This is a genomic window from Paracoccus fistulariae (genome assembly GCF_028553785.1).
Lineage (GTDB): Bacteria > Pseudomonadota > Alphaproteobacteria > Rhodobacterales > Rhodobacteraceae > Paracoccus > Paracoccus fistulariae.
On sequence record NZ_CP067136.1, the window covers coordinates 1,493,515 to 1,505,851 of the forward strand.

At 62.6% G+C, this 12,337-nt stretch carries 15 protein-coding genes and 1 tRNA gene; 9 read left to right on the top strand and 7 right to left on the bottom strand.

All coding sequences use genetic code 11. From position 1 onward, the window contains the following. Positions 1-13: 13 nt before the first annotated feature. Together yajC and JHX87_RS07325 are read right to left on the bottom strand one after the other, a co-directional pair. Positions 14-343 (bottom strand): preprotein translocase subunit YajC, encoded by a 330-nt coding sequence (gene yajC, locus JHX87_RS07320; protein WP_271886038.1) that lies wholly within the window; start codon positions 341-343, stop codon positions 14-16. 145 nt (positions 344-488) lie between these two features. Further along, positions 489-1,670: a M20 aminoacylase family protein gene (locus JHX87_RS07325; RefSeq protein ID WP_271886036.1), complete on the bottom strand. Its 1,182-nt coding sequence runs from the start codon at positions 1,668-1,670 to the stop codon at positions 489-491. Positions 1,671-1,734: 64 nt separating this feature from the next. Between JHX87_RS07325 and mazG the strand changes: the two genes are divergently transcribed. Then, the gene (gene mazG, locus JHX87_RS07330) at positions 1,735-2,568 is read left to right on the top strand and encodes a nucleoside triphosphate pyrophosphohydrolase (RefSeq protein ID WP_271886034.1); all 834 of its coding nucleotides are present in this window, start codon (positions 1,735-1,737) and stop codon (positions 2,566-2,568) included. 17 nt (positions 2,569-2,585) lie between these two features. On the opposite strand, the gene JHX87_RS07335 is transcribed toward mazG, so the two are convergent. Then, positions 2,586-2,807: a hypothetical protein gene (locus JHX87_RS07335; protein WP_272833897.1), complete on the bottom strand. Its 222-nt coding sequence runs from the start codon at positions 2,805-2,807 to the stop codon at positions 2,586-2,588. A 59-nt stretch (positions 2,808-2,866) separates the two neighbouring features. Between JHX87_RS07335 and JHX87_RS07340 the strand changes: the two genes are divergently transcribed. Both JHX87_RS07340 and bioB read left to right on the top strand, forming a co-directional pair. Then, a complete protein-coding gene (locus JHX87_RS07340; RefSeq protein ID WP_271886030.1) occupies positions 2,867-3,451 on the top strand; it encodes a biotin transporter BioY in 585 nt (194 codons plus the stop codon). Continuing rightward, positions 3,451-4,425 carry a biotin synthase BioB gene (gene bioB / locus JHX87_RS07345; RefSeq protein ID WP_271886029.1) on the top strand — a complete coding sequence of 325 codons (975 nt, stop codon included), beginning with the start codon at positions 3,451-3,453 and terminating at the stop codon, positions 4,423-4,425. Before JHX87_RS07340 ends, bioB begins: the two co-directional genes overlap by 1 nt. Here bioB and dusA read toward each other — a convergent pair. From dusA to JHX87_RS07360, 3 genes are all read right to left on the bottom strand, one after another. After that, on the bottom strand, positions 4,422-5,399 hold the full coding sequence (dusA, locus tag JHX87_RS07350; RefSeq protein ID WP_271886089.1) for a tRNA dihydrouridine(20/20a) synthase DusA: 978 nt from the start codon (positions 5,397-5,399) through the stop codon (positions 4,422-4,424). The genes bioB and dusA overlap by 4 nt on opposite strands. A gap of 117 nt (positions 5,400-5,516) precedes the next feature. Continuing rightward, a complete protein-coding gene (locus JHX87_RS07355; RefSeq protein ID WP_271886027.1) occupies positions 5,517-6,200 on the bottom strand; it encodes a fumarylacetoacetate hydrolase family protein in 684 nt (227 codons plus the stop codon). Between the two features lie 48 nt (positions 6,201-6,248). Beyond that, positions 6,249-6,335 (bottom strand) — tRNA-Leu (locus tag JHX87_RS07360). Positions 6,336-6,451: 116 nt separating this feature from the next. Here JHX87_RS07360 and lipB point away from each other — a divergent pair. From lipB to JHX87_RS07385, 5 genes are all read left to right on the top strand, one after another. Then, positions 6,452-7,096: a lipoyl(octanoyl) transferase LipB gene (lipB, locus tag JHX87_RS07365; RefSeq protein WP_271886025.1), complete on the top strand. Its 645-nt coding sequence runs from the start codon at positions 6,452-6,454 to the stop codon at positions 7,094-7,096. Positions 7,097-7,209: 113 nt separating this feature from the next. Continuing rightward, entirely contained in the window at positions 7,210-7,647 is a 438-nt protein-coding gene (locus JHX87_RS07370) for a c-type cytochrome (RefSeq protein ID WP_271886024.1), read from the top strand. Between the two features lie 67 nt (positions 7,648-7,714). Next, on the top strand, positions 7,715-8,077 hold the full coding sequence (locus JHX87_RS07375) for an MliC family protein (protein ID WP_271886022.1): 363 nt from the start codon (positions 7,715-7,717) through the stop codon (positions 8,075-8,077). A 169-nt stretch (positions 8,078-8,246) separates the two neighbouring features. Beyond that, positions 8,247-9,923, top strand: coding sequence for a cytochrome c oxidase subunit I (ctaD, locus tag JHX87_RS07380; RefSeq protein ID WP_271886021.1), 1,677 nt, complete (start codon positions 8,247-8,249; stop codon positions 9,921-9,923). Further along, positions 9,923-10,417 carry a DUF2244 domain-containing protein gene (locus JHX87_RS07385; protein ID WP_271886019.1) on the top strand — a complete coding sequence of 165 codons (495 nt, stop codon included), beginning with the start codon at positions 9,923-9,925 and terminating at the stop codon, positions 10,415-10,417. The genes ctaD and JHX87_RS07385 overlap by 1 nt, the downstream gene beginning before the upstream one ends. Positions 10,418-10,516: 99 nt before the next feature. Here the strand turns inward: JHX87_RS07385 and JHX87_RS07390 are convergent, their stop codons facing one another. Beyond that, a complete protein-coding gene (locus JHX87_RS07390) occupies positions 10,517-10,978 on the bottom strand; it encodes a GatB/YqeY domain-containing protein (RefSeq protein ID WP_271886017.1) in 462 nt (153 codons plus the stop codon). A gap of 165 nt (positions 10,979-11,143) precedes the next feature. Here JHX87_RS07390 and carA point away from each other — a divergent pair, with 165 nt between their 5' ends. Further along, the gene (carA, locus tag JHX87_RS07395; RefSeq protein WP_271886015.1) at positions 11,144-12,292 is read left to right on the top strand and encodes a glutamine-hydrolyzing carbamoyl-phosphate synthase small subunit; all 1,149 of its coding nucleotides are present in this window, start codon (positions 11,144-11,146) and stop codon (positions 12,290-12,292) included. Positions 12,293-12,337: the final 45 nt, after the last annotated feature.

Sequence of the window (12,337 nt, forward strand, 5' to 3'; positions counted from 1 at the left end):
CGTTCCGGTCGGATCACGAATTGGCAGCCGCCGGCGCGGGCGCGGCGTTGATCACCTGCGAGACCGAGCTGCGCACGACGCGCACGCGCACGCCCTGGCTGATTTCGACCTCAAGCTGGTCGTCATGGACCGCGACAACCTTGCCGACGATCCCGCCCTGGGTGATAACCTGGTCGCCCTTTTTCAGCGCGGCGACCATCTCTCGATGCTGCTTCATGCGCTTTTGCTGCGGGCGGATCATCAGGAAATACATGATCGCGAAGATCAGGATCAGCGGGATGAACTTCGCAAAGTCGGCGCCACCGGAACCGGCGGCCTGTGCGTAGGCGGGGGTCGCAAACATGCAATATCCTTTCGGCTGTCGGAACGGACCGACGCGATGTCGACCCGGTTTGAATTGGCGCGCAACCTATCTGCGGCATCGGCCCTTGGCAAGAAAAGCCCGGCCCATTGTTTTGGCAAGGGCCAAACGGGATCGTGATCGCCGGTCAGCCCGCCGCGATCGCCACCGGCGCGGGCTGCGCGGTTTCGACCAGCCGCGCAAAGAAGCTGGCCCCGACAGGCAGGATTTCGTCGTTGAAATCATAGGCAGGGTGATGCACGCCCGGCCCGTCGCCCTGACCGATGAACAGATAGCATCCGGGACGCGCCTCCAGCATATAGCTGAAATCCTCGGCCCCCATTTCGCGGCCGGAATCGGCGATCACCCGATGGGCGCCGACCACCTCACCGGCCACGCGGACCGCAAAGGCGGTTTCTTCGGGATGGTTGATCGTGGCGGGATAGCCGGTCTGATAATCCAGCCGCACCGAGACGTCATAAGAGGCCGCCTGCCCGTCGCAGATCTGCGTCATCCGGCGGCGCACCATATCCTGTACATGCGGCTCGAACGTCCGCACGGTGCCGCAGATATAGGCGCTGTCGGGAACGATATTATCCGCGCTGCCGGTGTGGATCTGCGTCACGGACAGCACCAGTTCGTCCATCGCATAGTGATTGCGGCTGGAAATGGTCTGAATGGCATTGACGATCCCGACCGCCGCGACGACCGGATCGGCTGTCAGATGCGGCATCGCACCGTGACCGCCACGCCCCTGAATATGGATCTCGAACGTGTCGACCGCCGCCATGATCGGGCCGGGCGCGGTCTGGAACACGCCCTCATCCTGGCCGGGGCTGTTATGCAGCGCAAAGACATGCCGGATGTCAAAGCGATCCATGATCCCGTCCTGCACCATCGCCTCGCCACCACCGCCGTCTTCCTCGGCCGGCTGAAAGATCAGCGCCACACGGCCGCTGAAATTCCGTGTCTCGGCCAGATATTTCGCCGCCCCCAGCAGCATCGAGGTATGGCCGTCATGGCCGCAGGCATGCATCCGCCCCGGAACGTTCGAGGCATAGTCGAGCCCGGTTTCCTCGTGGATCGGCAGCGCATCCATATCCGCGCGCAGCCCGATGGTCGGTCCGGCGCCCTGCCCCTCGATAATGGCGACAAGCCCGGTCTGGCCGATCCCCTCGTGCAATTCGTCCACCCCGAATTCCCGCAACCTCTCGGCCACGAATGCCGCGGTCTGGTGACAGTCGAAGCCAAGCTCGGGATTTTCGTGCAGATGGCGACGCCATGCGGTCATGTCATCGACATAATCGGCAATACGGTTCAGGACAGGCATGTGGACTTGGCTTTCAGGCTGTGGCAGTCGAAGGGGCATCAGACCCGAGTTTGCGGAAAATGCAATGACTATGACCCGGCCAGAAGCCAAATCTCGCGACCCACAGGCGGAAATCGCGCGTCTGATCCAGATCATGGCGCAACTGCGTGACCCGAAAACCGGCTGTCCCTGGGATATCGAACAGGATTTCGCCTCGATCGCGCCCTATACGATCGAAGAGGCGCATGAGGTCGCGGATGCCATCGACCGCAAGGCCTGGGATGAATTGCCCGCCGAACTGGGCGATCTGCTGCTGCAGGTGGTGTTCCACGCCCAGATGGCCGATGAGGCCGGGATGTTCGATTTCGCCGATTGCGCGGCAGCGATTTCCGACAAGCTGGTCTTCCGCCATCCGCATGTGTTCGGCGATGAAAGCCGCGACAAATCCGCCGCCCAGCAGGTCAAGGACTGGGAGGCGATCAAGGCGGCCGAGCGTGCGGGCAAGGCCGAGCGCGGCACGCTGGACGGCGTGGCGCAGGGCCTGCCCGCCCTGACCCGCGCGATCAAGCTGCAAAACCGCGCCGCGCGCGTCGGCTTTGACTGGCCCGGCGCGGGCGATGTGCTGGACAAGATCACCGAGGAAACCGCCGAACTGGTCGAGGCGCGCGATCATCTGGGCGCGGAAGCGCTGGAAGAGGAATTCGGCGATCTTCTGTTCGTGATGGCCAATCTGGCGCGGCATCTTGAGATCGACCCCGAACAGGCGCTGCGCCGTGCCAATGCCAAATTCACCCGCCGCTTCGAAGCCATCGAAACCGCACTGGCCGCCGAGGGCCGCCGCCCCGAAGACAGTGATCTGGCCGAGATGGATCGTCTGTGGGATCAGGCGAAGGCGATGGAAAAATCCGCGACGGGCTGATCACGCCGTCATTCTCATCAGATCGTGAAAAGGCGCAGCAAAAACTGCGCCTTTTTTAGATTTGCCTGCGCCTGCTGTCGTAAACCCGTTTTGCGGCGGCCTGCGGTCGATGCCGTGAACGCCCGCACGCGCAGGATCTGCCGCACGGCCTCAAGATGCGCAGTCCCGTCCTGCGAGGGCGATCTTGGTAAATGCAGATAATTATCTATTATTTTTTCATTTTTCTTGCCCCGACTCATCGGCATAGGTCAGATGCTGCAAAACCAGCACGATATTATCTATAATAATGGAGACACAGATGGAGACAGGCCCGCTGGATCGCAGCATCCCCCATCCAACAAGCACGTCAGCTGATTACACCCGGAAACTGGGCATTCTGATCGGCGGCGTCGTTCTGATGACCATCGCAGCCAAGACCCAGATCCCGTTCTGGCCCGTGCCGATGACCCTGCATACGCTGGCCGTGATGGCGTTTGCGGTCGCGCTTGGGCCGGTCATGGCAAGCGCGATTTTCGTGGCCTATCTTTGCGCGGGCGCTGCGGGCCTGCCGGTCTTTTCGGGCACGCCCGAACGCGGCATCGGCCTTGCCTATATGGTCGGGCCGACGGGCGGCTATCTTCTGGGCTTCCTGATCGCCTCCGCGCTGACCGGATGGATGGCGCGTGGGCGCGGCATTCTGGGGCGCGGCATCGCGATGCTGGCCGGGCTGGCCGTGGTCTATGCATGCGGTCTGGCCTGGCTTGCCCAGTTCGCGCCGGCCGACAAGCTGATCGCGGCGGGTCTTGCCCCCTTCCTGCTGGGCGATCTGGTCAAGATCGCAATTGTCGCCATCGCGGGCAGCGTCGCCCCCGGCCTCTGGCGCCGCCTGCGGAATCGCGACTGATGGCCGATAAGATTCGCCACGACTGGAGCGTGGACCAGATCGTCGCCCTGCATGACCTGCCGCTGCTGGATCTGGTCGGGCGCGCCAATGCCACGCATCGCGCGCATCACGATCCGGACCGCGTGCAAAAGGCCAGCCTGCTGTCGATCAAGACCGGCGGCTGCCCGGAAAACTGCGCCTATTGCCCGCAATCCGCCCATCATCGCGAGGTCGATCTGACTCGCGACAGGCTGATGGACCCGAACAAGGTGATCGCCATGGCCGGGCGTGCCCGATTGGCCGGGGCCGACCGCTTTTGCATGGGCGCGGCATGGCGACAGGTTCGCGACGGGGCCGAATTCGACGCCGTGATCCGCATGGTGCGCGGCGTGCGGGATCTGGGGATGGAGGCCTGTGTCACGCTGGGCATGCTGAAACCTCATCAGGCCCAGCGGCTGGCCGAGGCCGGCCTGACCGCCTATAACCACAATCTGGATACCAGCCCCGAATTCTACGACAAGATCATCACCACCCGCACCTATCAGGACCGGCTGGATACGCTGGCCACGGTGCGCGCCTATGGGATCGAGCTGTGCTGCGGCGGCATTATCGGCATGGGCGAAAGCACCCGTGACCGCGCCTCGATGCTGCAGGTGCTGGCACATATGCAGCCCCATCCCGAAAGCGTGCCGATCAATGCGCTGGTGCCGGTTGCGGGCACGCCGTTGGAGCATCAGCCGCGCATCGATCCGCTGGAACTGGTCCGGATGGTGGCGACGGCACGCATCGTCATGCCGACATCCACCGTGCGCCTGTCTGCCGGCCGCGCCAGCCTGAACCGCGAGGCGCAGATCCTGTGTCTGGTCGCCGGGGCAAATTCGATCTTCTATGGCGACACGCTGCTGACCACCCCCAATGCCGGGATTGGCGAGGACGCCGATCTGCTGGCGGCGCTGGCCGCGCGCCCGGCCGAAAGGATCTGCGAACCGGCCTAGGCCGCAAGCTGCGTGACCTGTTCAAGGGCGGCGTCATAGACCTCGATCCCGCCCTTGGACGCGCCTTCGGACAGGGTGCGCTTCCATCCGCGCGCGCCCGGCATGCCGTGAAACAGACCAAGCATATGCCGGGTGAACTGATGCAGGCGTCCGCCCGCATCCAGATGCGCCAGGATCAGCGGCCGCATGGCAAGGGCGACATCGGCGGGCGTCTGATGCGGCGGCGTCGCACCCCAGATCCGGTCCGCCTGTCCCAGCATCTGCCAGGGCTGGTGATAGGCCGCGCGACCGATCATCACGCCATCCATGACCCGCAAGTGATCCTGCACCGCATCCGGACTGTCGATCCCGCCATTGATGGACAGATGCAGGTCCGGGAAACGCGCCTTCATCTGATGGACCAGCGGGTAATCCAGTGGAGGCACTTCCCGGTTCTCGCGCGGGCTCAGCCCCTGCAGCCAAGCCTTGCGAGCGTGGATCGTCAGGCGACGCACCCCCGCCGCCTGCATCTTCTGAAGAAATTCCGGCAAGACCTGCGACGGCTCCTGATCGTCTACGCCGATGCGGCATTTCACCGTCACCTCGACCGGGCTGACCTGCTGCATGGCCAGCACGCATTCGGCCACCAGATCCGGCGTCTTCATCAGCACGGCGCCAAAACACCCCGATTGCACGCGATCGCTGGGGCAGCCGACATTCAGATTGATCTCATCATAGCCCCAATCGGCGGCGACGCGCGTCGCCTCTTGCAGCTCTGCCGGGTCCGAGCCGCCGATCTGCAGCGCCACGGGATGCTCGGCCGGGTCGTAATCCAGCAGCCGGGCGCGGTCGCCATGGATGATCGCCGGCGCCGTGACCATTTCGGTGTAAAGCAGCGTGTGCCGCGACATCATGCGGTGAAAGATGCGGCAATTCCGGTCGGTCCAGTCCATCATCGGCGCACAGGACAGCTTGGCGCTCTGCTGGATTGTCATCTGGGGCATGGTGAAACTCTTGGCGACAGGCGGGCGCTGGCCATCGCGGCCAGAACGATGCGGATTTGCTGGCTGACATAGGATATCGGCACCCGCAACGCAAATCCGGGCCGCGGATCAGACCACCGAAACGCGCAACTCTCCGACGCCGTCGATGCTGGCCAGCAGTTCGTCGCCGCGATCAACAGGGCCAACGCCGGACGGCGTGCCCGCCAGGATCACGTCGCCCGCAGCCAGGGTAAAATAGCCCGACAGGTAAGAGATCATTTCGGGCACTTTCCAGATCATCTGGTTCAGATCACCCTGCTGGCGCAGCGTCCCATTCACGCGCAGCGCAATCTGCCCGCGATCGGGATGCCCCACCTGCGACACCGGTTGCAGCGCGCCAACCGGGGCGGAATGTTCGAAGGCTTTGCCGATCTCCCACGGGCGGCCCATCTTTTTCATCTGCCCCTGCAGATCCCGCCGCGTCATGTCCAGGGCCACACCATAGCCCCAGACGTGATCCAGCGCATCTTCCACCGCGATATCGCGCCCGCCCGATGTCAGCGCGACCAGCAATTCGACCTCGTGATGCACATCATCGCTGCGCGGCGGATAGGGAAACCGACCAGAGCTGTCCAGATTGTCGGGGTTCTTCTGAAAGAAGAAGGGCGGCTCGCGATCCGGATCATGCCCCATCTCGACCGCATGGGCGGCGAAATTCCGGCCGATGCAATAGACGCGGCGCACGGGGAACAGGCCGCCATCAACGGTGGGAATTGCAGGTTGCGGCGGCAAGGGGATGACATGATCGGACATGGCGATCCTCGGAAGACGTCAGAACGGGTCACGTCAAAGGCTGTGATTTGGTGCGGCCGAGAAGACTCGAACTTCCACTCCGGTTAAGGAACAGCGACCTCAACGCTGCGCGTCTACCAATTCCGCCACGGCCGCATCCGGGCAGTGCGCGGGTCTTAGCCGAGGCGTGCCCGATTGAAAAGGGGGATTTTCCGCATTCGCAATCTTTGTCCGCGCTTGACGCGCAGGGCGGAAAGGATCACATCGCCCCTATGGTGGAATGGATCATCGCAGAGGGCCTGACAGGCTATGACGAGGCGGTCGCCTTCATGGAGGCGCGTGTCGCCGCGATTCACGCTGGTGAGGCCGATGAGCTGATCTGGCTGGTCGAACATCCGCCGCTTTACACCGCGGGGACGAGCGCCAAAGAGGCCGACCTGCTGGAGGCGCGCTTTCCGGTCCACGCAACGGGGCGCGGCGGGCAATATACCTATCACGGACCCGGACAGCGGGTCGCCTATGTCATGCTGGATCTGAACCGGCGCGGGCGCGATGTGCGCGCCTTTGTGCAGCGGCTGGAACATTGGGTCATCGCCGCACTGGCCGAATTCGGCGTCACCGGAGAGATTCGCGAAGGCCGCGTCGGGGTCTGGGTCGCGCGACCGGAAAAGGCGCCGCTGTTTGACGGGTCCATGCGCGAGGACAAGATCGCGGCCATCGGGGTCAAGCTGCGCAAATGGGTCAGCTTCCACGGCATCGCCGTCAATGTCGAACCGGATCTGTCCCATTACGGCGGCATCGTGCCCTGCGGCATTTCAGGCCATGGCGTCACCAGCCTTGTCGATCTGGGCCTGCCGGTCTCGATGAGCGATCTGGACGTCGCGCTGCGCGACAGTTTCGACCGCGCCTTTGCCTGATCGGGCTGCCTGTGACATTCTGCCGGGGGTGTCAAAGCAACGTCATATGCTTATAGTTTAGGTTGTAGAATATACCGTGGTCGCAATTCGACCCGGGTTAGCAAGGAATGGTTATGAAACATCTGATCCTCGGCACCCTTCTGGGCGCTACCCTAGCAATACCCGCAAGCGCACAATCGGCAGGCGATGCAAGCGTCGGCGAGGCCGATTTCCGCAAATGCAAGGCCTGCCACATGATCGAGACGCCCGATGGCGAACAGATCGTGCGCGGTGGCCGGACAGGCCCGAATCTGTGGGGCATTGTCGGCCGCAAGATCGGATCCTACGAGGGCTTCAAATACGGCGCAGGCATCAAGGAACTGGCCGAGATGAAGCCCGACATGGTCTGGACCGAAGAGGATCTGATCGGCTACGTCACCAATCCGACCGCCTGGCTGGAAGAGCAGACGGGCGATTCCGGCGCGCGCAGCAAGATGACCTTCCGCTTGACCAGCAATCAGGCCGATATGGCGGCCTATCTGGCAAGCGTCTCGCCCGACGCGGCGGAATAAACCCGTCAAACACCCGTGACAGCCGCCCGCGAGACCCTCGCGGGCGGTTTTATATACAGGATATAACATGCTGAAAAAATTTCTCTTTATGACGGCTCCGCTGGCGATTCTTGTGCCATTGGCGGGTCAGGCAACCGTCACCGTCCAGCTTGATCCGGGCACGGAGACCAGCGTCACCCTGGCCAGCTATCGCTGCGATCAGGGCGACGCGTTCACGGTCCAATATATCAACAGCGCGCAAAACGCCCTTGCCGTGATCCCCATCGACGGGGCCGAGCGGATTTTCGTCAATGTCGTCTCGGGTTCGGGGGCCCGCTATGTCTCGGGTGAATACGAATGGTGGAGCAAGGGCGAAGAGGCGACGCTGACAAATGTGATCGCGGGGACGCAGCCGCAACAGTGCGGTCCGGATGACAAGCAGGATGATTAAGGATATTCTGCCCCAACGCGTTATGTATGCCCGAACGGGCACAATCGGCCAAATTGCCGCGGCCAAAAGCGCAGTGATGCATTGCCGGGTCGCGGCGGCTGGTCTAAAGAAAGCGTGATGATGCCGGTCCGCCCGACCGGTTTGACAAGAATTTTGAGGGAGTTCGGGTATGGCAGACGCAGCCACTCATGGCCACGACGACCATCACGACCAGCGCGGGTTCTTTACCCGGTGGTTCATGTCCACCAACCACAAGGACATTGGTATCCTTTACCTTTTCACCGCCGGTATCGTTGGCCTGATCTCGGTCTGCTTCACCGTCTACATGCGGATGGAACTGCAGTATCCGGGTGTCCAGTACATGTGCGAGGAAGGCGCGCGCTTTATCGCGAATGCCGCCGAGCCCTGTACGCCAAACGGGCATCTTTGGAACGTGATGATCACCTATCACGGCGTTTTGATGATGTTCTTCGTCGTGATTCCCGCCCTGTTCGGCGGCTTCGGCAACTACTTCATGCCGCTGCAGATCGGCGCGCCGGACATGAGCTTTCCGCGCCTGAACAACCTCTCTTACTGGCTGTATGTCTGCGGTGTCGCCCTGGGTGTCGCCTCGCTGCTGGCGCCGGGCGGAAGCGGTCAGGCCGGGTCTGGCGTCGGCTGGGTTCTCTATCCGCCGCTGTCCACGATCGAGGGCGGCTATTCGATGGATCTGGCGATCTTCGCCGTCCACGTTTCGGGTGCATCCTCGATCCTTGGCGCGATCAATATCATCACCACCTTCCTGAACATGCGCGCCCCCGGCATGACGCTGTTCAAGGTGCCGCTTTTCGCATGGTCGGTCTTTATCACCGCCTGGATGATCCTGCTGGCGCTGCCGGTTCTGGCCGGTGCCATCACGATGCTGCTGATGGACCGCAACTTCGGCACCAACTTCTTCAACCCCGCCGGTGGCGGTGATCCGATCCTGTACCAGCACATCCTGTGGTTCTTCGGTCACCCCGAGGTCTATATCATCATCGTGCCGGGCTTTGGCATCATCAGCCACGTCATCGCGACCTTTGCGAAAAAGCCGATCTTCGGCTATCTGCCGATGGTTCTGGCCATGGCCGCAATCGGCTTCCTGGGCTTCATCGTCTGGGCGCACCACATGTATACCGTCGGCATGTCGCTGACCCAGCAAAGCTACTTCATGCTGGCAACCATGACGATCGCCATCCCGACCGGCATCAAGGTCTTTTCGTGGATCGCGACGATGTGGGGCGGCTCGATCGAGTTCAAGACGCCGATGCTCTGGGCCTTTGGCTTCCTGTTCCTGTTCACCGTCGGCGGCGTCACGGGCGTTGTCCTGTCTCAGGCACCGCTGGACCGCGTTTACCACGACACCTATTACGTGGTCGCGCATTTCCACTATGTGATGTCGCTGGGCGCCGTCTTTGCGATCTTCGCGGGCATCTATTACTGGATCGGCAAGATGTCCGGCCGCCAATATCCCGAATGGGCCGGCAAGGCGCATTTCTGGATGATGTTCATCGGTGCGAACCTGACCTTCTTCCCGCAGCACTTCCTGGGCCGTCAGGGCATGCCGCGCCGCTACATCGACTACCCGGTCGAGTTCGCCTATTGGAACTATGTCAGCTCGCTGGGCGCCTATCTGTCCTTCGTCTCGTTCCTGTTCTTCATCGGAGTCGTCTTCTACACCCTGTTCGCAGGCAAGCGCGTGACCGAGAACAACTACTGGAACGAATATGCGGACACGCTGGAATGGACCCTGCCCTCGCCGCCGCCCGAGCACACGTTCGAGCAGCTTCCAAAGCGCGAGGACTGGGATCACAGCCGCGCGCACTGATGCCCTATGAATGGAAAGACACGGCCCCGGAGGATTCCGGGGCCGTTTCATATGAACTGCGGCTGTGGCCCTATCGGTCGTTGTCGCTGCGGGGCTTCGTCTGGTTCATCGGCATCACCGCCGCCATGATCCTGTTGCCGGTCGTGGCGGTGGTCGGAACGGCGGTGCTGTGGGGTTTGCTGCCCTTTGCCCTGCTGGCGCTTTGGGGATTGTGGTTCGCCTTTCAGCGGACCTATCGCAGCGGTGAGACCTATGAGTTGCTTCACCTGACCCGCGACAGCGCGCATCTGCGCCGCCATGACGCCGGTCGGCCAGATCGCGAATGGCAGACCAACCCCTATTGGGTCCGCGCCAGTTTGCGCGACGGCCCGGTCGAGGATTACCTGACCCTCAGCGATGGCAAACGAGAGGTAGAGCTGGGCGCGTTCCTGACACCCGAGGAACGCCGCAATCTGCGCGACGAGGTTCAGGACAGGCTGTCGCGGCTGCGTTAGGCAGCGCGGCGTCATCGCTGCGCGCTGTTGCAATGCGGGGTTCGGCAGCAGGTGGGGGGAAGCCCCGCTGGCCGCTGCCGAACCGCTTTTCTGATCCCGTCAGTTCAGCAGGCGCGATTTGACCATCGGCCCGACAGCACCAAAGTCCATTTGACCGGCAAAGCGCTCGCGCAGGGCGGCCATCACGCGGCCCATGTCGCGGATGCTGTCTGCGCCCAATTCGCCGATCACCTCGTCGATGGCCGTCGCGGTTTCCGCTTCGTCCAGCTGACGCGGCAGGAATTCCTGAATGATCTCGATTTCATCGACCTCATTCTGCGCCAGTTCCAGCCGACCGCCCTCTTCATAGGCCTTGGCCGATTCCTGACGCTGTTTCACCATCCGCGACAGAATCGCCATCAGATCGGCATCGGTCAGCTCACCCGTGCTGTCGCCACCGCGCTGCGCGATCTCGCGGTCCTTGACGGCAGCCGCGATCAGGCGCAGCGTCGACAGCCGCGTGCTGTCCTTGGCCTTCATGGCTTCCTTGATCGAAGCTTGCAATTTGGCTCGCAAATCCATTGTCGTTTCTCCGACAGAGTTCACACGCATATCCCGCAGGATATACGAAAGAGGCGCATGTAGGCGTATCTTGCGGATTATTCAAGCGGCGATGCCCCCCGGGGCACCTTGACCTTGGCCCCCGCACCCCCTATTCACCGGCTGATTTCAGACAGAGGTGCCGAGATGGCCACAAAACCGACCGCCTGCCTGGCGCTTGCCGACGGAACCATATTCTATGGCCAGGGCTTCGGAGCACCCGGCGAGGTCGTGGCCGAACTGGTCTTCAACACGGCGATGACCGGCTATCAGGAGATCATGACCGATCCCTCTTATGCCGGGCAGATCGTCACCTTCACCTTCCCCCATATCGGCAATACCGGGATCACGCCCGAAGATGACGAGGCGCCCGATCCGGTGGCCAGCGGCATCGTCGTGCATTGGAACCCGACAGAGCCCTCGAACTGGCGCGCCATGGGCAATCTGGCCGAGTGGATGGAGCGCCGTGGCCGCATCGGCATCGGCGGCATCGACACCCGTCGCCTGACCCGCGCGATCCGCCAGCAGGGTGCGCCGCATGTGGTGCTGTCCTACAATCCCGACGGGGTTTTCGATATCGAGGCGATGATCGCCCGCGCCCGCGACTGGTCGGGTCTGGTCGGGCTGGATCTGGCCAAGGATGTCAGCTGCACCCAAAGCTATCATTGGAGCGAGGGCGCATGGAGCTGGGGTCAGGGCTTTGGCACCAGTCCGGAAGCCAAGCCCTTCAAGGTGGTGGCGCTGGATTACGGCGCCAAGCGCAATATCCTGCGATCGCTGGTGTCGAATGGGGCCGATGTCACCGTGCTGCCCGCCACCGCCACCGCCGAAGAGGTTCTGGCGCATGAGCCAGAGGGCGTTTTCCTGTCCAACGGCCCGGGCGATCCGGCCGCCACCGGCGAATATGCCGTGCCGATGATTCAGGAATTGCTGGCCCGCGACATGCCGATTTTCGGTATCTGCCTTGGCCATCAGATGCTGGCGCTGGCGCTTGGCGCCAAGACCATTAAGATGAATCACGGTCATCACGGCGCCAACCACCCGGTAAAGGATACCGAGACCGGCAAGGTCGAGATCACCTCGATGAATCACGGTTTCGCGGTCGATAGCCAGACCCTGCCTGCGGGCGTGGTCGAAACCCATATCAGCCTGTTCGACGGCAGCAATTGCGGCATCCGTGTGCAGGACAAGCCGGTCTTTTCGGTGCAATACCACCCCGAGGCCGCGCCGGGCCCGCAAGACAGCCTGTACCTGTTCCAGCGCTTCACCGATTCGATGCGCGCGCGCCGCGACTGAACGCCGGATCATGTGGATTTACGGGCTGCTGCATCCCTGCACGCA

Bases quoted from the DNA above. Each gene is read 5' to 3' on its own strand.
- yajC (WP_271886038.1), bottom strand. From the start codon at position 343: ATGTTTGCGACCCCCGCCTACGCACAGGCCGCCGGTTCCGGTGGCGCC.
- JHX87_RS07325 (WP_271886036.1), bottom strand. From the start codon at position 1,670: ATGCCTGTCCTGAACCGTATTGCCGATTATGTCGATGACATGACCGCA.
- mazG (WP_271886034.1), top strand. From the start codon at position 1,735: ATGACTATGACCCGGCCAGAAGCCAAATCTCGCGACCCACAGGCGGAA.
- JHX87_RS07335 (WP_272833897.1), bottom strand. From the start codon at position 2,807: ATGAGTCGGGGCAAGAAAAATGAAAAAATAATAGATAATTATCTGCAT.
- JHX87_RS07340 (WP_271886030.1), top strand. From the start codon at position 2,867: ATGGAGACAGGCCCGCTGGATCGCAGCATCCCCCATCCAACAAGCACG.
- bioB (WP_271886029.1), top strand. From the start codon at position 3,451: ATGGCCGATAAGATTCGCCACGACTGGAGCGTGGACCAGATCGTCGCC.
- dusA (WP_271886089.1), bottom strand. From the start codon at position 5,399: ATGACAATCCAGCAGAGCGCCAAGCTGTCCTGTGCGCCGATGATGGAC.
- JHX87_RS07355 (WP_271886027.1), bottom strand. From the start codon at position 6,200: ATGTCCGATCATGTCATCCCCTTGCCGCCGCAACCTGCAATTCCCACC.
- lipB (WP_271886025.1), top strand. From the start codon at position 6,452: ATGGTGGAATGGATCATCGCAGAGGGCCTGACAGGCTATGACGAGGCG.
- JHX87_RS07370 (WP_271886024.1), top strand. From the start codon at position 7,210: ATGAAACATCTGATCCTCGGCACCCTTCTGGGCGCTACCCTAGCAATA.
- JHX87_RS07375 (WP_271886022.1), top strand. From the start codon at position 7,715: ATGCTGAAAAAATTTCTCTTTATGACGGCTCCGCTGGCGATTCTTGTG.
- ctaD (WP_271886021.1), top strand. From the start codon at position 8,247: ATGGCAGACGCAGCCACTCATGGCCACGACGACCATCACGACCAGCGC.
- JHX87_RS07385 (WP_271886019.1), top strand. From the start codon at position 9,923: ATGCCCTATGAATGGAAAGACACGGCCCCGGAGGATTCCGGGGCCGTT.
- JHX87_RS07390 (WP_271886017.1), bottom strand. From the start codon at position 10,978: ATGGATTTGCGAGCCAAATTGCAAGCTTCGATCAAGGAAGCCATGAAG.
- carA (WP_271886015.1), top strand. From the start codon at position 11,144: ATGGCCACAAAACCGACCGCCTGCCTGGCGCTTGCCGACGGAACCATA.